The organism is Frankia sp. AgKG'84/4, from assembly GCF_023242965.2.
Taxonomy (GTDB): Bacteria; Actinomycetota; Actinomycetes; order Frankiales; family Frankiaceae; genus Frankia.
In genome coordinates this window covers 1-22,616 of the sequence record NZ_JALKFU020000009.1, presented here as the reverse complement: position 1 = coordinate 22,616, position 22,616 = coordinate 1, and the positions used below count along the sequence as shown (strand labels likewise).

The following is a 22,616-nucleotide window of genomic DNA, read 5'->3' as shown; positions in this document are numbered from 1 at the left end:
AAATCAGAGCTTCCCGGCAGAAAAGTTGAGGCGGGCGGCGGAGTAGCCGCCTGAGATTGAGGTGAGTCGAATGGCTGAACGGCTGAAAGGCAAAGTGGCCCTGGTGACCGGCGCCGGAAACGGCGTGGGGAAGTCGTGCGCGCTCGCCCTCGCGGCGCAGGGCGCATCGGTGGTCGTGAACGACCTCGGGACCAGCGAGTTCGCCGTGGGCGAGAGTAGATCCGCCGCGGACGCGACGACCAAGGAGATCCGGGCCGCCGGCGGTAGGGCGGAGCCGAGCTATGACTCCGTCGCGAGCTCGGACGGGGTCGCCAACCTGGTACGCATCGCCGAGGAGGCGTTCGGCCCGGTCGATATCGTCGTCGGCTGCGCCGGGGCGATCCTGCCGGGCGACCTGTCCGCGTCGGACGAGGACTACCACCGGTTCATCGATCTGTTCCTGTCGCAGAAGTTCTGGCTCGCGCGGGCGACCGTCCCGGGAATGGCCGAGCGTGGCTGGGGACGATTCATCGCCGCCACGTCCGAGGGCGCGCGGGGCACGGTCAGCAACCCGGTCTTCGCGGCGGCGATGGGGGGAGTGATCTCCCTGGTCAAGGCAATCGCCAATGATCATCGGGGTAGGGGTGTGACCGCCAACTGCCTCGCCCCCGGGGCGACGACCCGCCTGTCGCAGGTCGTGGTCCCGCAGATGGAGCAGGCATATCGGGAAGGCAGGATCACCAAGGAGATGTTCGAGGCGGCCAAGGCCGGCCCGGGCCCCTTGACGCACGTGTCGCCGATCGTCGCGTGGCTGTGCACCGACGCCGCCGCGGACGTGACCGGCCGCGTGTTCAACGCGAAGGGCGGGAAGGTGAGCGTGTGGTCGGACTACGAGGAAGTGCGCTCCATCTACCGCGGCGACCCGAGTACATCACCGCCGTGGGCGCTCGAGGAGCTGGACCAGCTCGTCCCCTCCGAGCTGCTCGGCTGAGCCTGGTCCACGCAGGTGACTGCTGGACACAAGGCGCCAACGCTGTGCCTTCCGGCCCGCGGAATCGCCGAGGGCTGCCGTGATCTTAAGGAGGATGCCGTGACCGGCACCGCCGAGCACCTGAATGTGAGCAGAACCCCCGCGCGGCGAGCCCAGTTACTGCTGGAGCAGATGACGGTCGCGGAGAAGTCGCGGCAGTTGACGTGCCTCATGCCGATGCTGCTGTTGCGCGAGGGACGTCTGATCGAGGACGCGGCGACGAAGATGCTGACCACCGGCATCGGAGCCATGGTGGCCCTGCATACCGAGGACCCCACGCGTGTCGCGACGGGGGTCAACGAGGTCCAGCGTTTCCTGGTCGAGCGCACCCGCCTGGGCATCCCGGCCCTGTTCCAGGTGGAGGCGCTCAGCGGCGTCGTGACGCCGCGCCATCCCATCTTCCCGACGGCGATCGCGCTGGCGGCGACGTGGAGCCCCGACCTCGTCCGCGAGATGACCGACATCATCCGCAAGCAGATGATCAGGCTTGGCCTGCGGCACGCGCTGTCGCCGGTGCTCGACATCGCGTTCGACCCGCGGTGGGGGCGGGTGCACGAGACCTATGGCGAGGACCCCCTGCTGGCCGCCACGTTCGGGGTCGCGTTCGTCCGGGGACTGCAGGGTGACGACCTGTCGAACGGCGTCGTGGCCACCGCCAAGCACTTCCTCGGCTTCGGGCTGGGGCAGGGCGGACTCAACGCCTCCTCCTTCGAGGCGGGCAGCCGCTTCACCCGTGACGTGGTCGCCTTCCCGGTCGAGGCCGCGATCAACGCCGCCGGGCTGCGGTCGGTGATGACCTCCTACGGCGACGTGGACGGCGTGCCCGCCGGCGTGTCCCGGGAGCTGTTGCACGGCCTGCTGCGCGACGAGATGGGCTTCGACGGCTTCGTCATCGCCGACTACATGGCGATGCAGCACGCGCTGGACCGCCAGCTCGTCGCGACGGACAAGGCCGAGATCGCGCGCTACGCGCTACACGCCGGCCTGGACCTGGAGGCGCCGTTCATCTTCGCCTATGGCGAGACGCTCGCGGCGGAGGTCGAGGCCGGTCGTGTTCCGGTCGCCGAACTGGACACCGCCGTACTACGCCTGCTGACGGTCAAGTTCGAGCTGGGCCTCTTCGAGCAGCCATACGCGCCCGAGGGTCCGGTGGAGATCACCCCGGTGACGGCCGAGGGTGCCGACCTGGCCGACGAGCTCGCCGAGCGCAGCGTGGTCCTGCTGGAGAACGACGGCGTCCTGCCGCTGCGGCCGGGGTTGAGGATCGCGGTCGTCGGACCGCTCGGGCACGAGGCCCGCCAGCAGTTCGCGACCTACACCTACCCGGTCGGCCGGGACATGTACCGGTTCATGGAGTCGGGCGGCCTGGGGAACCTGGAAGGCATGGACTTCTTCCGCGCCGATCCCGAGGGCGTGGACACCCGCGACCTGGACTCCGAGGGCTACGTCCGGTACAGGTACGGGACTCGCTCGCTGGCTGAGGAGATCACCGACCGGGCGGCGCGGGTCGTCGTCGAACCTGCGTGCGGGCTGACGGACCATCTCGACGGCGAGGCGATCGCGCGGGCGGTCGCCGCGGCCCGGGAGGCCGATGTCGTCATCCTGGCGCTGGGCGGCCACAGCGCCGCGATCGGCGGTGGCACCGAGGGGGAGGGCACCGACACGGCCGACGTCGCACTTCCGGCCGTGCAGCGTGAGCTGGCCGACGCCGTGGCGGCGACCGGCACGCCCTATGTGGCCGTCCTGATCCAGGGCCGCCCCTATCCGCTGCCCTCCGCCGTGCTCGAGGCCTCCGCTCTGGTCGTGGCATCCTTCGCCGGGCAGGCCGGAACGCGGGCGCTGGCGCGGGCGCTGTTCGGCGAGGTGAATCCCGGCGGCAAGCTGCCTTACACCATTCCCCGCCATGGTGGGCAGTTCCCGATCTACCACTACCAGCGTGCGGACAGCGGATACCGACGAGATGCCGTCATCCGTGGTCTGCACTATCGCGACCTGTCGGCCACGCCGCAGTACCCCTTCGGCTTCGGCCGCAGCTACACCAGCTTCGATCTGTCCGACTTCGACGTGACCGCGGAGATCGCCACCGATGGGATTCTCACGGCGGCGCTGACCGTGACCAATGTCGGCGACCGGGCCGGTTCCGAGGTGGTCCAGCTCTACGCCCGCGTCAACGCGGCAGTGGTGACGAGACCCGCGCAGCAGCTGACCGGATTCGCCCGGGTCGACCTCGACCCAGGCCAGGCCATTCGGGTGACCTTCCAGGTCTCGGCGGACCAGTTCGCGTTCAGTGGAGTCGACCGCCGGGTCGCCGTCGAGGCCGCCAAGGTCGACCTGTTCGCCGGAACGTCCTCCGACGACCGACGGCTGGAAGCCTCGTCGCGGGTTGTCGGGAATCGGCGTGTGCTGCAGCCGGCGAAGCGCACCTTTCTGCCCACCGTCGAACTCGCGCCGCTCGGCGCGAACCTGGTCTCGTAGACCTCCGCCGAGTCCCTCCCAGACCTTTCCGCGCGTGCCTTCGCGGACCGATTCGCCGCGAACAACCAGCTACGGAGACTGGAGCCGCACATGACAGAGGGGCTCGACCGCGGTGGTGGCGCGGCCATCGACGACGCGGTGGAGATCCTCGAGATCGCGGTACCCGTCGATGGTGCGCTGATCGACACGAAGCTCTACAGAAATGCGGGAACGCCGGCCGTCGCGGCACTGCTGTGGATGCACGGCGGCGGTTTCTCCGGCGGGTCCATGAACATGCCGGAAGGCGACGCCGTCTCGCGGGCGCTCGCGCGCGGGGGCGTGGCTGTGCTCAACGTCGACTACCGGCGCGTGCCACCACTGAGCCGCGTGCGGCGCTGGCGCGGCGGGGCGGCCGTGCGTTTCCCACTTCCCGTGCTCGACTGTCTCGCCGCCTGGCACCGGCTCGTCGACGAAGCGGAACCACTCGGTCTGGCGGCCGACCAGATCTTCGTGGGCGGGGCGAGCGCCGGCGCCAACCTCGCCGTCATGAGCACGCTGCGTGCCGCGGGGGCGGGGCTCGCGGCGCCGGCCGGGCTGCTGTTGGCCTACCCGCTGCTGCATCCCGTGCTGCCGGCCCCGCTGCCCGGCGCCGGCCAGAGCCTGCGTGGACGGCTCCTGAGCCGCGTAGCGCGGCGCTCGGTCCGGATGATGTCCGCGAATTTCGTGGGAGCGGTGAACGCGGACCGCCTCGCCGAGGCGTTCCCGCGCCCGGAGGATCTCGGTGACTTCCCGCCCACGCTCATCGTCACCGGGGAGCACGACACGCTCCGCCGGTCAGGTGAGGCATTCGCGGACGATCTGCGCCTGCGGGGCGCCGAGGTGGATCTCCAGATGGAGCTGGGGGTTCGCCACGGTCACCTCAACGCTCCCGCCTCGGCGCCGTTCAGGCACACCATGGCGAGCTTCACCACCTGGCTGGGCGCACACCGTGCGTGAGGCACCACGGAGTCATACGGGCTGCGAGGCCGACTTGAGCCGTGGCGCGCCTTCTAGTAATTTCTCCCGCCAGGGAGATAATAGTCGCCGGCAACGCGCCGCCGAGTGGGTTTGGCGCCGCCCTCCGGCGCGCCGATCGAGCGCGGTCTCGTTGACGGAAGGCGCGGCTCACGGGCCTCGGTGCCGCGATCGGAAGCGTTCGATTCGCCTCCTGATCACAGCGACGTGGCAGCTCTGGCCGCCAGCCGGGCCACCCGCGCCGAGCGCCGGCCGTCCAGTAGGGAGTGCCCCGTGATCCGCCAATCGTTCAACCAGGGCTGGCACGTTCGTGGCGAGCACCAGGCCGCCTCTGTCGGCCCGGTGACTGTCCCGTACGACGCCATGCTCTTCGAGACACGGGACCCGACGACTCGCAACGGGCACAACACCGGGTACTTCCCCGGCGGCGTCTACCGCTATTCGAAGACGTTCCGGGCCGCCGAGCAGTGGCGTGAGCGCAGCGTCAGCCTGGAGTTCGAGGGCGTGTACGCGCGCTCGGAGGTCTTCCTCAACGGCCATCGCGTCGGCGGGCGCCCGTCCGGTTATGCGGTATTTCTGGTCGCGCTGGATGAGTTCCTCGAGTACGGCACCGACAACCTCGTCGAGGTCGTCGCGCACAACGACCTCGTGCCGAACAGCCGCTGGTACTCGGGCAGCGGCATCTACCGGCCCGTGCATCTCCTCGTCGGCGAACGCCTGCGGGTGACCCCTGACGGCCTGCGGGTCAGCACGAAGGCGGTCGACAGTGCCGGGGCGACCGTCGAAGTCGTGATCGAGATCCGCAATGACTGGCCCGACGACCGGTCGGCGAGAGCCACCACCATCCTGCGGGGCCCGAGCGCCGACATCGGGCCGATCGAGGAGCGGTTTTCCGTCGAACCCGGCGCGACGATGACGGTGCGTCAGCGTATCGCGGTGCCGGCGCCGGCACTCTGGTCTCCCGCGAGCCCGCAGCTCTACACCGCGTCGGTCGTTCTGACCGACGGCGACAGGGTCGTCGACCGGGCCACCGCCGACTTCGGCATTCGCACCCTGACGGTCGACGCCCGGCACGGCCTGCGTATCAACGGTGCGACCGTGAAGCTGCGTGGGGCGGCGATTCACCACGACAACGGCGTGATCGGTGCGCACACCCTGGACGCGGCCGAGGAGCGCCGTGTCCGCATCCTCAAGGACAGCGGTTTCAACGCCATCCGCAGTGCGCACAACCCGATCTCGCGGGCGACCCTGCGCGCCTGCGACCGGCAGGGCGTGCTCGTCATGGACGAGCTCACCGACGTGTGGTGGCGGCCGAAGAGCGGCGCCGACTACTCGGCGGAGTTCGAGCAGTGGTGGGAACGCGACCTCGCATCGATGATCGCGAAGGATTTCAACCACCCGTCGGTAGTGCTCTACTCCATGGGCAACGAGATCCCCGAGACCGCGACAGCACGAGGCATCCAGCAGAACCGCGCGATGGCCGAGCGCGCCCGTGAGCTGGACCCGACGCGCCTCGTCACCAACTGCATCAACGGCTTCCTCAACCTCATCTTCCGGAAGAAGAGTCAGGAGCGGCCCGCGAAGAACTCCGATGAGCAGACGGGGGACGTGACGCCGAACAACAACGTCATCGCCGTTCTCAACCTGCTCATGGGGATCCTCCACCCGGCGCTGCGACACATCGTCCGTCTGCCGGCGGTCGACAGGCGGACTCGTGACGCCTTCGCCGCTCTCGACGTCGCCGGTTACAACTACATGATCGGCCGCTACCGAAAGGACGCGACGATCCATCCTGAGCGGGTGATCGTCGGTAGTGAGACCGGCCCGACGGACACGGTCGCGGTCTGGCGAGAGATCGAGACCTGTCCGCACGTCATCGGCGACTTCACCTGGACCGGCTGGGACTACATCGGAGAAGCGGCGATCGCGGTCCTCCCGTACGGCCGTCGGCCGTCCCTGATTGGTCCTTGGCCGAGCCTGCTGGCGGGCGAACCGGTGATCGACATCACGGGGCACCGCCAGACCCAGTCGTATCTCAACGAGATCCTCTGGCACCTTCGCACGGCTCCCCACCTCGCCGTGCAGCCGGTGAACCATGCCGGCGAGAAGCAGTACTCCAACGCCTGGCGAAGCACCAACTCCATCCACAGCTGGAGCTGGGAGGGCTGTGAGGGGCGGACCGCGGTGGTCGAGGTGTACGCCGACGCCCACCGGGTGGAGCTCCTGCTCAACGGGGATCAGATCGGCGCTGGGCCAGCGGGGCCGGACAAGGGCTACCTGGCCACGTTCCGCGTGCCCTACCGGCCCGGTGACCTCACGGCCGTCGCCTATGACGCGGACGGGAAGGAACTCGGGCGTGACACCCTCACCAGCGCCGGCACTGGTCTGCGGCTCCGGGTGCGGCCCGAACGCGACGAGTTGCGGGCCGATGGGGCCGACCTCGCCTATCTCCACATCGCGCTCACGGACGCCGCGGGAACGGTGCGCCCCCTCGTCGACCGTGTCGTCACGGTCGACGTGGCCGGCGCCGGCACGCTCCTCGGGTTCGGGAGCGCTCAGCCCGTCACCGAGGAGGGTTTCTCGGACCGTCGGCACTCGACTTACTGGGGACGAGCGCTCGCCGTCGTCCGGGCTGGACTCGAACCCGGCGACGTCACGGTCACGGTGACCGCTGACGGGTGCGAGCCCGAATCCGTCGTCCTACCGGCGACAGCCGTTTCCGCGGCGGAGACATCCGATTCCACGAGCCCGTGACCGCCGCAGCCCGCTTCGACAACCTCGTCGGGGGAATTCCGTCCGGACATCACAGACTCCGTGCTTTCGTCGTCGCACAGTCGGCGGACAGGGAGTGATTATCGAGAGGACAAAGAAAGATGCGTCTTTACAAGTTAGCCGCCGCCGTGGCGGCGATGGTGATCGCCACCGCGGCGGCCGGTTGCTCGTCGAGCTCGGGTGGTTCCGACGGTGCGAGTGCGAGCGGCACCTGGAAGCTGGGGTCCCCGCTGACATGTAGCGGCCCGCTCGCCTCATCCGCAGGCCCGTACTGCGATGCGGTCAAGGCCTGGGCGAAATCGGTCAATGCGAGCGGTGGTATCAACGGGCACAAGATCGACCTTATTCTCAAGGATGACGCAGGAAACCCTGCGACCGGACAGCGGAACGTGCGTGAGCTGGTCGAGAAGGATCATGTCATCGCGCTGATCGGGCTCCCACCCGCCTATACGTTCGCTGCCTATCTGAAGGCCAAGAACGTCCCGGCGATCGGTTTCATCGCGAACTCTGACTACCGGAACCCCGCATTCTTTGGCGTCGGCATGAACCCGTTCGCCGGCGTCTTCTCCGTCACCCGGGAGACGAGCCGGGTCGGCACGAAGAACTTTGGCTTCGCCTACTGCGCGGAGTCCGCGGGCTGTGCCCAGTCCCTGCCGATCATCCAGCTGGCGGCAACCAGTGCCGGGCAGACCACGACCGCGGTCAAGATCTCCTCTTCCGCCGCCGACTACACCGCGCCGTGCCTGCAGATGAAGAATGCCGGAGTGCAGTCAGTGCTCATCGGCGCGGCCTCCGACGTCGTTCTGCGGGTATTCGACTCCTGCGTCGCGCAGGGCCTGAAGGCCCGCGTCGCCGTTCTGGCCCAGTCGATCCAGCCGGCCGCCGACTGGCTCAAGGACAAGAACACGGAGGGCATGATCGCGGTGAGTGGTTTCGCGCCGTGGTACGACAGCTCGATCCCGGGGATCAAGACGTACCTCGACGGCATGGCGAAGTACGCGCCGGGCGCCGCGTCCGGTGCGGCCGCCTCCGCCGCCTGGTCGCTCGGGGAGGTGTTCAAGGGGGCCGCGCAGGCCGCGCACCTCGGTGACAACCCCACACCCGCCCAGGTGATCGCCGCGCTGCACGGGCTCCACGGCTACACCGCCGACGGGCTTCTCCCGCCGCTGAGCTTCCCGCAGGGGGCGGAGCAGAACCTGGCCTCGTCGAACTGCTACTTCACGATAACGGTCAAGGGCGGCGCCTTCGCCACCGCGAATGGCGGCAAGCCGGCCTGCGTCGACCAGCAGAAGTTGGCTCCGCTCGAGAAGCTGCTCCCCGCCAGCTGACAGGGGCCGGACCGGGTGGGGCGGCCAGGTCGCGCATGGCCGCCCCACCCGGACTGCCCGCTCTCGTGAGCACGAAAGGTCTTTGACGTTGTTGCCCTTCATCATCGCCGGACTCGTGACCGGCGCGGTCTACGGGCTCGCGGGCGCTGGCTTGGTTTTGACCTACAAGACTTCGGGCGTCTTCAACTTCGCCCATGGTGCCCTGGCGACCATCGCCGCGTACTCGTTCTACTTCCTGCATGTGCAGCACGGAATGCCGTGGCCGCTGGCCGCGGGCCTGATCCTGGTCGTACTCGGCCCCCTCGGCGGCGTTGTGTTCGCCCGATTCGCCAGGGCGCTCGCCGACGCGAGTCTCGCGTTGCGGGTCACGGCGACAGTCGGGGTACTGCTGGTGGTGCAGACCGGGTTCCAGCTCCTCTACGGAACCAGTTCGCGCAAGATTCCGTCCTTCCTGCCGACGAACGTGGTCACGATCTTCGGTACCCGGGTCACCACCGAAAAGATCATCATCTTCGTGGTCGCGGTGACTGCCACCGTCGCGCTTTCGGTCTTCTTCCGCTACGCGCGGCTGGGAATCGCGATGCGCGCTGTTGTGGACGACGCGGAGCTGCTCGATCTGGCGGGCACCAACCCAACCCGGGCCCGGCAGTGGGCGTGGGCGATCGGCGTCGTGTTCGCCATGGTGTCCGGCCTGCTGCTCGCGTCGTCGGTACCGTTGGACCAGACCACGCTGACGCTGCTGGTCGTCCAGGCGTTCGGTGCCGCGGCGATTGGGTCGTTCACCAGCCTGCCGATCACATTCCTGGGCGGGCTGGGGATCGGGCTGCTCGGCTCGCTGGGAACGAAGTACTTCACGACCGGTTTCCTCGCCCAGGTGCCGGCGAGCCTGCCCTTCATCGTCCTGTTCGGAGTCCTGCTGCTGTTCCCGAAGCGGTGGCTGCGGTCGCGTATCCCGAGCGCGCCCGACCGGCGGGCGGACTGGGTGACACCGCCGGTGCTGCAGGTGGGCGTGGGCGTCGTGATTCTCGCCGTCCTCGCGCTGGCACCGACATTCGTGGGTTTCCACCTCGGTGACTGGACGGTCACGCTCACCACGGTGATGCTCTTTCTGTCGCTGGGGTTGCTGGTGCGTACCTCCGGCCAGGTGTCGCTGTCCCACGTCGCGTTCACCGCGATCGGTGCCGCGGCCTTCTCGCATCTGGCGGTCGATCACCACTGGCCGTGGCTGCTGGCGCTCGCCGTGACCGGGCTGGTGGCGGTTCCCGTCGGTGCCCTGCTGGCGATCCCGGCGACCCGGCACGGCGGCCTGTACCTGGCGTTGGCGACGCTGGGGTTCGGTATCGCGGTGCAGCAGCTCTTCTACACGAAGAGCTTCATGTTCGGCGAGCTTAACCTTGGGCTGTCGATGCCCCGCCCGGCGCTGTGGGGCCTGGACTCGGACAAGGGCTTCTACTACGTCTGCCTCGTCCTGACCACGCTGACCGCATTGGGGATCATCGCGTTGGACCGTGGCCGGCTCGGCCGGCTGCTGCGCGGGATGGCCGACTCGCCGGTCGCGCTCGCCACGCACGGGGTCTCGGTGAACACGACCCGGGTCCTGGTCTTCTGTCTGTCGGCGTTCATCGCCGCGATCTCGGGCGCCCTGACCGGGATGGCTCAGATCACCGTGGCGGCGGACAACTACCAGCCGCTGTTGTCCCTGACGTATCTGACCCTCATCGTTGTCACGACCGGCTCCGAGCCCTGGTACGCCCTCCAGGCCGCGGTGGCTCTGACGCTGGTTCCCTCCTATCTCACGCTGGGCAACATCGGGGAGTACATCACGCTCCTCACGAGCGTCACCGTGATCCTCTACGCGCTGATCCCGGCCTCCAAGCGGGTCGCGCCGTCCTGGCTGCGAGGCGCGCTGGACGGTGTGTTCCGCCGCGGGCGCGCCGACGGCACCGGGCGGCACACGGCGGGGGCCGGGCAGGTCGCGGCGCAGGTCCAGCCGCTGTCCCTGACCGTGGCGGGGCTGCGGGTGCAGTTCGGTGGCCTGGTCGCGGTAGACGACGTCGATCTCGCGGCTCGGACCGGGACGATCACCGGGCTCATCGGTCCCAACGGCGCGGGCAAGACCACGACGTTCAACGCCGTCTGCGGGCTGGTCCACCCCACCCGGGGAGCCCTCCGACTCGATCTCGCGGACGTGACGCGGCGCAGCCCGGCGTCGCGGGCACGCCGCGGGCTCGGCCGCACGTTCCAGATCATGGAACTGTTCGACACGATGACCGTGCGCCAGAACGTCGCCCTCGGGCTCGAGGCCGGCCTGGCCGGCGGCAACCCGCTGCGCCAGGTGCTGCCCCGGCGCGCCGACGCCGTCCGGGTGCGCGCGGCGGCCGCCCACGCCCTGGACCTGTGCGGCCTGGGCGAGCTGGCCGACCGGCAGGTCGGAGACCTCTCCACCGGACAGCGCCGCCTCGTCGAGCTCGCCCGCTGCCTGGCCGGGGACTTCCGAATCCTGCTGCTGGACGAGCCCTCGTCCGGTCTTGACCGGGCCGAGACGGCCCGGTTCGGCGAGATCCTCCGGCAGGTGGTGCGCGAACGGGGCATCGGCATTCTGCTCGTCGAACACGACATGGCCCTCGTCAGCGAGGTCTGCGACGAGCTCTATGTCCTCGACTTCGGAAAGCTGCTCATGTCCGGTCCGACGGCCGAGGTGCTCTCGTCCGACACCGTGCGCGCGGCCTATCTCGGCGAGGACGCCGACAGCACGCCGGCGACGGCTTCGCAACCAGTGAAGGAGGTCCAGCCGTGATCGCCGCCCAACTGCGGTTCGAGGGCGTCAGCGCCGGCTATGGCCGCGCTACGGTCCTGCGCGACATCGATCTGGAGATCCCCCCCGCTTCGGTGGTGGCCCTGCTGGGTTCCAACGGCGCCGGGAAGACGACCTTGCTGCGGGTGGCGTCCGGCCTCATGCGCACCGGCGCCGGCCGCGTCCTGGTTGGCGATCGCGACGTCACCCGCGACGCACCGAGCGCCCGGCGCCGCCACGGGGTGTGCCTGATCCCGGAAGGCCGGGGGATCTTCCGGTCGCTGACCGTCCGCGAGAACCTCCTCCTCCAGATCCCGCCCTGGGAGAAGGACACGTCACTCGACACCGCGCTGGACATGTTCCCCGCGCTCAGGACGCGCCTGCATGACACCGCCGGCCGGCTGTCCGGCGGCCAGCAGCAGATGGTCGCGCTCTCCCGCGCCTTCTTCGGCTCACCCTCGCTCGTCATGCTCGACGAGGTCTCCATGGGCCTCGCGCCGATCGTCGTCGATGAGATCTTCGCGGCGCTGCGCACCCTGGCCGCCCGCGGCACGGCACTGCTGATCGTCGAGCAGTACGTGAACCGGGCACTCGCCGTCGCGGACAAGGTCTACATGATCGGCCACGGCCGCATCACCTTCCAGGGCAGCGCAGCCGACCTCGACCAGACGGAGGTGATGCGCCACTACCTCAGCCACGATCTCACGACGGACCACCGCCCGGCCTGACCTGTCATTCGGGTCGTCGAGCCAGGACCGCCAACCAGGAGTCCGGCCAACCAGGAGTCCGGCCAACCAGGAGTCCGGCCAGTCAGGAGTCCGGCTTCCTCAGCCGCGGGCCGCGCCGGAGACGCTGCTCGAACCCATCGATGATGGTCTCGAGAGAGAAGTCGAGGCTGTCCTGTCCGGGAGTGCGGTTCTCGGACAGGACGCGCCGAATGGCGGGCAGCGCGTCGTCGGGCAGCTCGCCGAGGACGCGGCTGACCTCGAGATAGGTGGGGTGCTGGCCGAACCGCACGGCCAGGAGCGCGGCCCGCGCGTCCTCGAAGACAGCCGCGGAGATGAGGGCGAGCCCGCGGGCCGCGGCGTTGACGTCGAACCCCGCGTCCAGCAGTGCCTGCAGCAACTGGTCCGCGGGCCCGAGCACGCCGGCGCCGGGAAGCCGGTTGATGAACAGGGACAGCGAGCTCTGGCGTAGGAGAGCGGCCCGGAGGCTGGTGGCGAAGACGCGGATCGCTTCGGGCCAGTCGTCGAGCGGAAGAACGAGACATGCGAGTTCGGCGCTCAGGGACCGTTCGGCGACCAGCGCGAGCAGCTCGTCCCGTCCAGCGACGTAGTAGCTGATGGCCTTGCGGTCCGCGCCGAGCCGGTCGGCCACGGCCTGCAGGGTCAGAGCCTTCGGTTCGATCGCGGCGGCGGTCTCGATGATGAGCTCGCGGCTCAGTCGGGGTGGGCGCCCCGGGCCGCGACGACCAGCGGCGCGCACACCTCGGGGCTGTGGGCCGGCCCCGGGCGCCGCGGAGGATGTGCTCACATGCGCTCCCAGCGACGAGGGGACCGGACCATCGGCGGGCAGGGCCGACGGGTTCCGGACGGCCGTGAGCGGGGATAGGGAACCCGGTGTACCTTCCCCCGCCCGCGCCTTGCTAGGCGTATCGCAGGCCGAACCCGAACCGATACGTCGGGTTGACCGTATCGAAGGGCTCGTCGGAGTGACCGGCTTCGACGGCGGCCATCGTGGGGGGAATGTCGAACGGGAGCTTCCCCCGCGGCTCGGCCTCGCCGAACAGAACCTGGACGAACACCTCCTGCGAGGCGCCGAAGTTGACGATCAGGGACGCGGCGTCGGCCGCGACCTCGGCCAGGATCGCGGGTCGTTCGAGGTAGACGTCGACCACCGTGGGGACCGTGTGACAGATCGCCTGGATCCGGGCCACCTCGGCGGCGGGGAACGCCAGGGAGCCGGTGTGGAAGAACGTCTCGTAGGTGCCGGGCTCGCCGCGCTGCTCCCACGGCGCGACGAGGCGCACAACGGCGACCTCGGCCTCCTCGGGAGTGTCGACGACCTGCGCGCGGTCGCCGATGACCTCGGCCGAGAGGCCCTCGACGTAGAGGCGCAGCGGGCCGCGCAGGGGCAGTCGGGCGGGGCCGGTCTCGGCGTTCCTGAGCAGCGTGTGCGCGGCCGCCTGGGCGGCCAGGCCCGCCGCCCGGGCCTCGGGGGCGCCGACGAGCGTGTCGGCCCTGCTCTCGTCGACGAAGGGCTGCTCGAAGAGACCGAGCCGGAACTTCTCGCGCAGCAGGCGTCGCACCGAGGTGTCGATGCGCTGTTCGCTCAGGGTCCCGTCGGTGATCAGCGCGTGGAGGGTGACGGCGTCGTCCTCGCCACCGAACTGGTCGATGCCCGCGTCCAGGGCCTTGATCATGCGTGCGGTGTGGCTCAGGTGCTCCACGCCCCAGTAGGTGTGGGACAGGACGCCCCAGTCGGTGCAGACGATGCCGTCGAAGCCCAGCTGTTCGCGCAGCAGGCCGGTCACGATTCCCTTGTTGAAGCTGAAGCCGACTTCCTCGTAGTCCAGGCCGACGGGAATTCCGTAGTAGGGCATGATCTGCGAGACGCCGGCGGCGAGCACCGCCTTGAACGGCTCGAGATGCAGGTCGAAACGACCGCCGGGGTAGACCTGCTCCCGCCCGTAGGAGAAGTGCGGGTCCTCGCCGTCCTTCTGGGGACCGCCGCCGGGGAAGTGCTTGGCCATCGCCGAGACGGACCGGGACCCGACCTCGTCGCCCTGCAGGCCTCGGACGTAGGCGGTACCCAGCCGGGCGACCAGCTCGGCGTCGGCTCCGAAAGTGCCGAAGGTGCGCGACCACCGCGGCTCGGTCGCGAGGTCGAGCTGGGGGTGCAGCGCGGTGCGGATGCCAACGGCCAGGTATTCCTGGCGCGTGATGTCAGCGAAGTGCTCGACCAGTTCCGCCGATCCGACGGCCGCGAAGCCGAGCGGCTCGGGCCACTGCGAGAACGGGCCGGCCACGAGCGCCATCGCCGGGTTGTTGGTGAAGGAGTGCCGGGGATCGCTGGAGAGGGTGACCGGGATGCCCAGCGGATGCTGGAGTGCCTGTTCCTGGACGGCGTTGTGCCACTGCGCGATCTCGCGCGCGGACGGTACGAAGAGGATATTGAAGTGGTTGATGCGCCGGTCGAGCAGGCTGCGTGTCGGAGGGTTGCCGAACGGCCCCGGCTCGTCGAACGCACCGATCTGTGCCATCGGCTGGAACAGCAGTCCGGCCTTGTCCCTGGCGTCCATGCGCGCGAGCAGATCCTCGACACGCTGGTCGACGGACAGCGTCGCGTCCTGGTAAGGGAACCGAACGGCGGCGTGAGTCATGGTCTGTCCTTCCGGCTCAGGCATCGTCAACAGACCCGCGCCTCGGCCCCGGTCATGTCGCCTCGGCGCTCGCCCTGGCGGTCACCACGGCGAGCGCGCGGGCTTCCCCGGCGCCGTCCGCAGCGCCGGGGAAGCCCGCCTACACGTCCTCGCCGGACCGCGGGCACGCACGCGGGTGGTTAGCGAAGAACTTCCTGGGTGCTGACCGGGCGGGTGGCGGTGAACCGCACCGGGATGTTCTCGTAGCCGCTGACGAAGTTCGCCGACCGGTGCTTCGGCTCGTCGGCGTCGACCAGAGTGAGGTCGGGCAGCCGGTCGAGGAGGCGGTCGAGGATGACGTGCAGCTCGAGGCGGGCGAGGCTCGTGCCGAGGCAGTAGTGCGCGCCGAACCCGAAGGCCACGTGTTCGTTCGGGCTGCGACGGATGTCGAACGTGAACGGCTGCGGGAAGGCAGCCTCATCGCGGTTGGCCGAGGGATACAGCAGCAGCAGCGTGTCCCCGGCTGGGATCCGCCTGCCGCCGAGGTCGACGTCGGCGGTCGCCGTGCGGGCCATGTTCTTGATCGGGCTCACCCAGCGCAGCATCTCCTCGACCGCCGCGGGGATCAGGGTTCGGTCGTGCCGCAGCGCCTCCCAGGCGTCGGGCGCGCGCAGCAACTCGTAGACGCCACCGGAGATGACATGGCGTGTGGTCTCGTCGCCACCGTTGAGGATCAGCAGCGACTCGCTGATGATCTGCCTGTCCTGCAGCCGGTCGCCGTCGACCTCGGCATGGACCAGGATGCTCATCAGGTCCTCGGTCGGGCGCTCGCGCCGCGCGTCGATGATGCGTTGGGCGTACGCGTAGTACTGGGCCCCGGCCGCGGCGGCGAGCTGAGCCGTCTGGTCGGTAAGATCTCCGAGCGCGCCCATCATGTCCTCGCTCCACTGCAGGAGCTGAGCGCGGTCGGCCGGGTCGACGCCCAGCTCGTTGGCGATGACGATCAGGGGGAGCCAGGCGGCGATGTCGCCGACGAGGTCGCACTCGCCGCGTTCGCACACGTCGTCGAGGATCGCGTCGACGATCTGGCGGATCGAGTCCTCCTTCTCGCGGACTCGCCTGGGCGTGAATCCCTTGTTCACCAGCTTCCGTCGCTGCCAGTGCGCCGGGTCGTCCATGTCGATCATCATGGGCTGGGCCGGGTGGTCCGGTCGGATCCCGCCCGCGCTGCTGAACTCCTGTGGGTGGGTGGAGACGTACCGGACGAGGTCGTAGGTGGCGACCCCCCAGACCCCGGTGCGCGGGTCCCGCCAGACGGGTGAATTGGCCCGTAACCAGGCAAGCTCTTCGTGCGGATTGCGCCCCCAGAACGCCCCGTCCACAAGATCGATTCGGCCTTCGATGCTGTCCATTGATCCTCCGACCTGGTACGTGTGCCCTCGCTCGGGAGCCGCGGCTCGGCTCGGACCAGCGCGGTGGCAATGCCGAACGACTGTGTTCAGACCGCCGCCGCGTTCGTGAGCAGCGCCTCGTTGGGGTTCTCTGGCAGCTCGGTGAGCGGGCGCCGCACGTCCTCGACCCGTGGCCCGAGTAGTGCGGCCGGTTCGGCGAGCGCCGCCAGGTCGAAGTCGTAGATGCTTGCGACGTTCTCAGCCAGGATCTTGCGTAGATCGGCCTCCGTCCAGTCGGAGAACAACTGACGAAGGTGCAGCGTCGTGTACGGAAAAGTGCCCTCGTCGTGTGGGAAGTCGCTGCCCCACATGAACTTCTCCACGCCAAGGTGTTCCGTCGCCGCCCTGACGTCGTCGATGTGCGGGAAGCTCACGCCCAGCCAGACGTTCTGCTGGAAGTACTCGGTCGCGGACTTCGGTAGCCGGTGTTCGGGCTTGAAGCGCAGCTCGCCCAGCGCGCCGTGGGTCCGGACCCGCTCGAGCGTCCGGTCCCACTGCCGGAGGGTCGGAGGCAGCCAGCCACAGCCCTGTTCGGTCATGATGAACTTCAACCGGGGGAAACGCTCGAAAACACCGGACAGCAACAGAAAAGACAGCGGTCGGTGCGAGAAGTACGGCATCTCGGCCGTCATGAGCAGCGCAGACGACGGGTGTGGCATGTACGAAGGCAGGCCCTGTCCGCCGTGCACGTTCAGGGGGATCTCGAGATCCTCGCAGACGGCCCACAGCCGGTCGTAGTCCGGGTGATTAAGCGGTTTGATCCAGTCAATGTGTGGCGGGACCGGTGGTAGGAGCACACCGCCCCGCAGACCGTGCTCCTTGATCCACGTCGCATCCTCGATGGCGTCGTCAATGTCGTTGAGAAAGATCTGCCCGACGCCGGCCCGGCGTTCCGGATAGCGGCTGCAGAAATCATCCAGCCACCGGTTGTGCGCTTGGATCCCGGCGCGGCGGTGCAGGTACTCCTCGGGCTTTGGCGGCTCGGCGAAGAGGACGAAATTGGGGAAGAACGGTGGTACCGTGTTCGGGAAGATCACCTCGCCGACGATGCCGTCCTGGTCCTGCTGCGAGTTGCGCATATCGTCGTCCCAGTTGCGCAGCCGCCGGTTGTCGCCGAGGTCACTGAAAGGGTTCCGGTACTTTCCGCGCCAAGCGTCGAAGTCCTCGTGATACCTGCTGTCGAGGAACTCCCGGTACTGGGCGTGACTGCCGCCGGCATGGGTGTCGGAGGAGATCACTGTGTAGCGGTCATTCGGCAAAGAACTGGCCATCTCGATGGATCCTCACTGGTGGGTTCGGGTGCGTTCGGTGGTCAGACCCGCAGGCGGTGGTAACCCTGCGCGGTCACGGCGAGTGCGCTACTCGTGGCCGGCGCCTACGCGCCCAGCCCGAGCAGGCGCCGGGCGTTTCCACCGAGGAACTTCGGCCAGACCTCGTCCTTGAAGGGGACGTGCGGCATGTCGGTGAAGATCCGCTCAAGGCTGAGGCCCATCGGGAAGTAGCCGCCGTAGATGATCTTGTCGGCGCCGCGGGTGTTCGCGTAATCGATGATCGCCTGCGGGTAGTACTTCGGAGCGAACGCGGTCGTGGAGTAGTAGAGGTTCGGCCACTTCGTCATGAGCTTCACGGCCAGCTGCTCCCACGGCTCGCAGCCATGCCGGGTGACGAAGACCAGCTCCGGGAAGTCGAACATGACCGTGTCGATCCGGGAGACCTTCTGTACATCGGACTTCACCCGCGGCCCCGCGATGCCCGCGGTGCAGAAGACCGGGATGCCGAGGTCGACACAGGTCTGGTAGATCGGGTACATCTTGGGGTCGTCGATCGCCACCTGCGGGAAGGTTCCCGCAGGAAACGCCCCCAAGGCCCGGATCCCATACTCCTCGTGGTCCTGGCGGATCTTGCGTACGCTGCCGGTCACGTCGTTCGGGTCGCGCAGAGTGCCGGACGGGACGAACCGGTCGGGGTGGTTTTTCAGGGCCAGTCGGGAGATCTCATCGCCGACGCCGATCAGGCCGACCTCGATCCCGAAGCGGTCCATCTCGTGCAGGGTCACGGACACCGGGTCGGCGGTCGGTAACTCCTTCGGGACATCCTTGAACATGTATTCGACCGGGAATTCGCTCTCGCGCGAGGCCTTGTCCTTGGTCTGCTTGCGGATGAAGTCGTACTGGCTGAACCCCTCCTTCGGGAAGCCGATCAGCGTGTCGACGATAGAAATTTCCGCTGGCATGGCCATGGCTAGGCTCCTGTTGGGGAGTGCCGCAGAACCATTGTGATGGACCCACGGTGACAGCTGACTCGCCCGAGACTAGAACGTCACTTCAGTTGAGTCAACCCTCATGATCAAGTTGGGCTATCCTGGCGCGCGGCGGTGGCGCCGCCGGGCCGGCGTTCCGGTTGCCTCCGCGAGCGGCTCCCGTTACCCTCTGAGCAGCGTCTTCTGTGGTTGTGGGCGGGTGGAGTGCGGGCTGGGCGCTAGGTGATCGACTCTGAATTTGCAACGACTACAGTCTCATCTATCGCCGCCCGTCCGAGACGGCTCGTCCTGGACCGTCCCCGGTCCGCGAGCGGCGGCCCCGACCGGTGGCGCGACAGGTCTCGCTCTAGGTGCTAAAATGATCATGTCGAAATTCTTCGGGCGGTGACGATCCGGGCTAGGCGGGCGGACGTCGTGGTCGCCGGGGGTACCGGGGCGGCGATCCATCCGCTTGCGCTGGCATGCTGTCGGACCCGGCGGTCCGCGGCGACTCGCCGGGCGACATCTCGCTTATTTGCTTTTCGCTGGTCCACTGGAGACGGCTATATCAGTCCGCTCCATCGGAGGTAGTGAAATCTTGATCCTAAGGATCGGGGGGCGGGACGCGGTGAACAACGCCCGGACCTGGGTGGCCAGGGTGGTACGCCGGCGGGTGTGGACCGACGGTGGGCGGCGGTGCCAGTCGTAGAAACCGGACGCGGACACGGTAAGCCAGCGGCACATGTTCCGCACCGGGTAGGAATCTTTCTCCGCGGCGATCAGTTCGTACTTGTCGGTCACTGATGGCGTTGCGCGAAGAAGGCCGCGGCTTTTGAGAGGAACTCGCGCTCCATCCGGAGTTCCCGGTTCTCCTTCTCCAGCTCACGCAGCCGCGCCCGCTCCGACATCGACAGCGGCTCCTCCTCGGCGCTGTTCGCGTGGGCACGTCGCCAGGTCGCGACCCAACCGCCGAGAGTGCCCTCGTCGATACCCAGATCCTTCGCGACCGCAGAGATCGGCCGACCGGAATCAAGGACGAGTCTTACCGCCTCGTCCTTGTACTCAGGCGTGAACCGCCCACGACTCTCCGCCATCAATATCCTCCGTCCACGGATCAATTATCCCACAGGGATCACTGTCCGAAGAACGGGTACCAGCTCAAGTTCGACGGACACCCCAAGAGCGTCCGTATCCGCGAAGACGTCCTTGAAGCCGCGATCGCCGACTTCTACGCCGAACGCGTCTTCGGTCGCGACAGGATCGCCCTCCTGAGCGCCGAACTCGCGACCTACGACGACCGCGCCGCGCGGGAACGAGCAGCCGAGCGAGGACGACTCCAGAAGAAGATCGACGAGCTTGATCGCAGGCAGGGCAACCTGCTCCGCCAGGCGCAGGACGGCGACCCCGAAGAACCGTTCACCCAGGGACTGCGCAGTAGCTACAACCAGCTCGACGCAGAGGGTAAGACCGCCCTCGGGAAGATCAAGGATCTCGACGTGGCGGACGAAACCGAACCCGACCGGCCAGGCCAAGACAGCCTCGCTCTCCTCGACGCCCTGCCGGAGCTGAATCTCAAGCTCCACCGGGCGCCAGAAGCGTTGCAGCGACGCCTCTACGAAAGCACTCAGCTCACCGTCCACCTCGATCACGAAAGGCAGGAGGTGCACATGATGATCAAGATTCCGGTGGCAGACCTCGACAAGGTTGCCCATCTGGCGGGAGTGACGGCCGCCGCCCCCGGGCCGCATCCGGCGGCCACTGGGCATCCACGGCGCGTGGATGCTGTACGTACCCCGGGTGGGATTCGAACCCACACTGTCGGTGGTTTGAGCACCGTCTCTCTGCCGTTGGAGTACCGGGGCCTGCGGGTGGGGCGTAATGGCGAGGCGTAGCCGGGCCTGCGGGCCGCGGTGATCGATCCGGGCCGGAACGTCTCCCTGAAGACTCTATCCGGGTAGGGTGCGTTTCGACCTCTCGCCCTCCCGTCGCTGGGCCGGACGTTGATCGACCGCTCGCCCTGCCACACTGATGCCACACCGCCGAGACCGGGAGTACGACTCGATGAGCCAGCCCTCCTCGAACCCGCGCCGGGTTCTCATCGCCGAGGACGAAGCGCTGATCCGGCTGGACCTTCGGGAGATGCTCCAGGAGGAGGGCTACGAGGTCGTCGGTGAGGCGGGTGACGGGGAGATGGCCGTCAGTCTCGCTGGCAAGCTTCGGCCTGACCTGTGCATCCTCGACGTGAAGATGCCCCGGATGGACGGCATCGAGGCCGGCGCGAAGATCGCCAAGGACCGCATCGCCCCCGTGGTCATCCTCACCGCCTTCAGCCAGCGCGAGCTCGTCGAGCGGGCCCGCGAGGCCGGCGCGATGGCCTACGTGGTCAAGCCCTTCCAGAAGAAGGACCTGCTGCCGACGATCGAGATGGCGATGAGCCGTTTCACCGAGATCGTCAGCCTAGAGGCCGAGGTCGAGGACCTGCAGGGCCGCCTGGAGGCCAGGAAGATCATCGAGCGGGCGAAGGGCGTGCTGCAGACCGAGCATGGCATGACCGAGCCCGACGCGTTCCGCTGGATCCAGCGCACCTCGATGAACCAGCGCCGCACGATGCGCGCGGTCGCCGAGGCCGTGCTGTCGGGTGAGGCCCTGCCGCGGTCGTGATGTCCCTGTCGGCCCCGTTCCCGGCAGCGAGACCGTCGGGGGTCGGGTGAGCGATCCAACCCCGCCAGGCCCGGCAGCGTCGCCGGACCCCGGGAACGTCCCGCCCGCGTCCACAAGCCCTGACGCTCAGGAGGCGGCGCGGGAGGCCGATCATGCGGCGTCCGGGGACGCGGCACCGGTCTCCGTCGACCCGACGCTGACCCAGGCTTCAGCCGCCCCAGACCCAGCGGCTCCAGACCCAGCGGCTCCAGACCCAGCGGCCGCGGCTCCAGCAGTCCCAGCCCCAGCCGAGGTTCCATCGGGGTCTGGGCCGGCGTCGGCGCATGCGGCCGCGGGGTATCGGCGGGTGCGGGCGGCGCTCGTCGCGGGTGGTGGCCGGATCGCGCGGTGGTCACGGACGCGGTCGCACAGCCGGCGCGGACGGGTGCTGCTGGCGGCGGTCGTGGTGCTCGCGCTCGGGGTGCCCTCGGCGCTCGGGTTCGTCCTCGCCACCGTGCTCGGCGCCGACGGCGGCGATGGCTCCCCCGCGACCCGCGTCGCCACGATCGGTGTGCTGGCGCCGCTGTCGGGGGAGCTGTCCGCGGACGGGACGAGCGTGCGCAACGCCGTCGCGCTCGCGGTCGACGAGGCGAACGAGGACCGTGCCATCCCGGGCTGGCGCCTGGAGCTGTCGAGCCGGGATGACCGCTCGCGCCCCGACGGGGGAGCGCAGGCCGCGGACGCGTTCACCACCAATGACCGCCTGATCGGCGTCGTCGGGCCGGTGAGCTCGCTGGTGGCGCGGGTCGCGGTACCGACGCTGGCCGCGGCGGGCATCCCGGTAGTCTCGCCGTCCACCGCCGACCCGACGCTGACCGGCATCGGCGCCGGCAGCACCGGGCCGGCCGCGGGCGGGCCGGCGCGGACCCGCCCGTACCCGACATACTTCCGGTTGAGCGGCACGGACGAGCTGCAGGCGCAGGTGGCCGCCGAGTACGCGGTGGATACCCTCGGCCGCCGGCGCATCGCTGTCGTTGACGGTGAACCCCGCTATGGGACCACATTGGGCGACCGGTTCGCCGTGCACGCGACCGCGCTCGGGGCGTCGGTGACGGCCCTGTACCCCGCCTACGCGGACGCTGACGCTGACGCCAATGTCGACGACGTCGCCGCGTCGCTGGAGCAGGAAGCCCCCGACCTCGTCTACGTCACCGCCGGTGCGGACTTCGCCGGCCGGCTGCGGGCCCGCCTCGCCGAGACCGGGACGTCCATCCAGGTGCTGGGCACGGACGCGTTGCTCAGCGCCCGCTACACCGCCACGGCCAGGACCGCCGCGGATGGCGATCTGCTCACGAGCCTGCTTGTCCCGCTGACCAGGCTGCCGGCCGCCGGTGCGTTCGTCGCCACCTATTCGCAGCGTTACGGTGGGCCGGCCGACGACCAGGGCGGCACCACCCCGAGCGGTGCCGGCGGCGGGGCGCGGACGGGACCTTCGCCATCGGTGGTGGCACGTCGGCGGGTACACCCGATGGCACCGCGGCCATCTTCAGTTCC

16 protein-coding genes, 1 tRNA gene and 1 pseudogene are annotated in these 22,616 nt (G+C 68.9%); 10 read left to right on the top strand and 8 right to left on the bottom strand.

From position 1 onward, the window contains the following. The first annotated feature begins 70 nt into the window (after window positions 1-70). The 7 genes from MXD58_RS01810 (at window position 71) to MXD58_RS01780 (ending at window position 12,099) form a co-directional block, all read left to right on the top strand. A complete protein-coding gene (locus tag MXD58_RS01810; RefSeq protein WP_248839973.1) occupies window positions 71-970 on the top strand; it encodes an SDR family NAD(P)-dependent oxidoreductase in 900 nt (299 codons plus the stop codon). Between the two features lie 99 nt (window positions 971-1,069). After that, window positions 1,070-3,484: a glycoside hydrolase family 3 N-terminal domain-containing protein gene (locus tag MXD58_RS01805; protein WP_248839972.1), complete on the top strand. Its 2,415-nt coding sequence runs from the start codon at window positions 1,070-1,072 to the stop codon at window positions 3,482-3,484. Window positions 3,485-3,574: 90 nt separating this feature from the next. Then, a complete protein-coding gene (locus MXD58_RS01800; RefSeq protein WP_248839971.1) occupies window positions 3,575-4,459 on the top strand; it encodes an alpha/beta hydrolase fold domain-containing protein in 885 nt (294 codons plus the stop codon). Window positions 4,460-4,750: 291 nt separating this feature from the next. Then, complete coding sequence (locus tag MXD58_RS01795) at window positions 4,751-7,231, top strand: glycoside hydrolase family 2 TIM barrel-domain containing protein (RefSeq protein WP_248839970.1); 2,481 nt, start codon at window positions 4,751-4,753, stop codon at window positions 7,229-7,231. A gap of 119 nt (window positions 7,232-7,350) precedes the next feature. Further along, a complete protein-coding gene (locus tag MXD58_RS01790; protein ID WP_248839969.1) occupies window positions 7,351-8,577 on the top strand; it encodes an ABC transporter substrate-binding protein in 1,227 nt (408 codons plus the stop codon). An 82-nt stretch (window positions 8,578-8,659) separates the two neighbouring features. Continuing rightward, entirely contained in the window at window positions 8,660-11,374 is a 2,715-nt protein-coding gene (locus MXD58_RS01785) for an ABC transporter permease subunit (RefSeq protein ID WP_248839968.1), read from the top strand. Beyond that, window positions 11,371-12,099, top strand: a complete 729-nt coding sequence (locus MXD58_RS01780; protein ID WP_248839967.1) for an ABC transporter ATP-binding protein — start codon at window positions 11,371-11,373, stop codon at window positions 12,097-12,099. The genes MXD58_RS01785 and MXD58_RS01780 overlap by 4 nt, the downstream gene beginning before the upstream one ends. Window positions 12,100-12,181: 82 nt before the next feature. Here MXD58_RS01780 and MXD58_RS01775 read toward each other — a convergent pair whose 3' ends face one another. The 5 genes from MXD58_RS01775 to MXD58_RS01755 all read right to left on the bottom strand — a co-directional run bounded on the left by MXD58_RS01775 (window position 12,182) and on the right by MXD58_RS01755 (window position 18,422). Next, window positions 12,182-12,904 (bottom strand): TetR/AcrR family transcriptional regulator C-terminal domain-containing protein, encoded by a 723-nt coding sequence (locus tag MXD58_RS01775; protein WP_248839966.1) that lies wholly within the window; start codon window positions 12,902-12,904, stop codon window positions 12,182-12,184. A gap of 112 nt (window positions 12,905-13,016) precedes the next feature. Then, the gene (locus MXD58_RS01770; protein WP_248839965.1) at window positions 13,017-14,753 is read right to left on the bottom strand and encodes a glycoside hydrolase family 3 protein; all 1,737 of its coding nucleotides are present in this window, start codon (window positions 14,751-14,753) and stop codon (window positions 13,017-13,019) included. Between the two features lie 179 nt (window positions 14,754-14,932). Then, on the bottom strand, window positions 14,933-16,144 hold the full coding sequence (locus MXD58_RS01765) for a cytochrome P450 (protein WP_248839964.1): 1,212 nt from the start codon (window positions 16,142-16,144) through the stop codon (window positions 14,933-14,935). An 86-nt stretch (window positions 16,145-16,230) separates the two neighbouring features. Next, on the bottom strand, window positions 16,231-17,454 hold the full coding sequence (locus MXD58_RS01760; RefSeq protein WP_248839963.1) for an amidohydrolase family protein: 1,224 nt from the start codon (window positions 17,452-17,454) through the stop codon (window positions 16,231-16,233). Window positions 17,455-17,558: 104 nt separating this feature from the next. After that, window positions 17,559-18,422 (bottom strand): amidohydrolase family protein, encoded by an 864-nt coding sequence (locus MXD58_RS01755; protein ID WP_248839962.1) that lies wholly within the window; start codon window positions 18,420-18,422, stop codon window positions 17,559-17,561. Between the two features lie 405 nt (window positions 18,423-18,827). On the opposite strand from MXD58_RS01755, the gene MXD58_RS30925 reads away from it, so the two are divergent. Continuing rightward, the gene (locus MXD58_RS30925) at window positions 18,828-19,013 is read left to right on the top strand and encodes a beta-ketoacyl synthase N-terminal-like domain-containing protein (RefSeq protein WP_374615492.1); all 186 of its coding nucleotides are present in this window, start codon (window positions 18,828-18,830) and stop codon (window positions 19,011-19,013) included. A gap of 27 nt (window positions 19,014-19,040) precedes the next feature. Here the strand turns inward: MXD58_RS30925 and MXD58_RS01750 are convergent. From MXD58_RS01750 to MXD58_RS01740, 3 genes and pseudogenes are all read right to left on the bottom strand, one after another. Continuing rightward, window positions 19,041-19,516: pseudogene (locus MXD58_RS01750) on the bottom strand (transposase); the annotation flags it as partial. Between the two features lie 24 nt (window positions 19,517-19,540). Beyond that, window positions 19,541-20,134, bottom strand: coding sequence for a hypothetical protein (locus MXD58_RS01745; protein ID WP_248839961.1), 594 nt, complete (start codon window positions 20,132-20,134; stop codon window positions 19,541-19,543). 77 nt (window positions 20,135-20,211) lie between these two features. Continuing rightward, window positions 20,212-20,284, bottom strand: a tRNA-Leu gene (locus tag MXD58_RS01740). A gap of 199 nt (window positions 20,285-20,483) precedes the next feature. Here MXD58_RS01740 and MXD58_RS01735 point away from each other — a divergent pair. Both MXD58_RS01735 and MXD58_RS01730 read left to right on the top strand, forming a co-directional pair. After that, complete coding sequence (locus MXD58_RS01735) at window positions 20,484-21,083, top strand: ANTAR domain-containing response regulator (protein ID WP_248819194.1); 600 nt, start codon at window positions 20,484-20,486, stop codon at window positions 21,081-21,083. A gap of 346 nt (window positions 21,084-21,429) precedes the next feature. After that, the coding region (locus MXD58_RS01730) for a branched-chain amino acid ABC transporter substrate-binding protein (protein ID WP_250608993.1) at window positions 21,430-22,616 on the top strand (1,187 nt) is incomplete at its 3' end.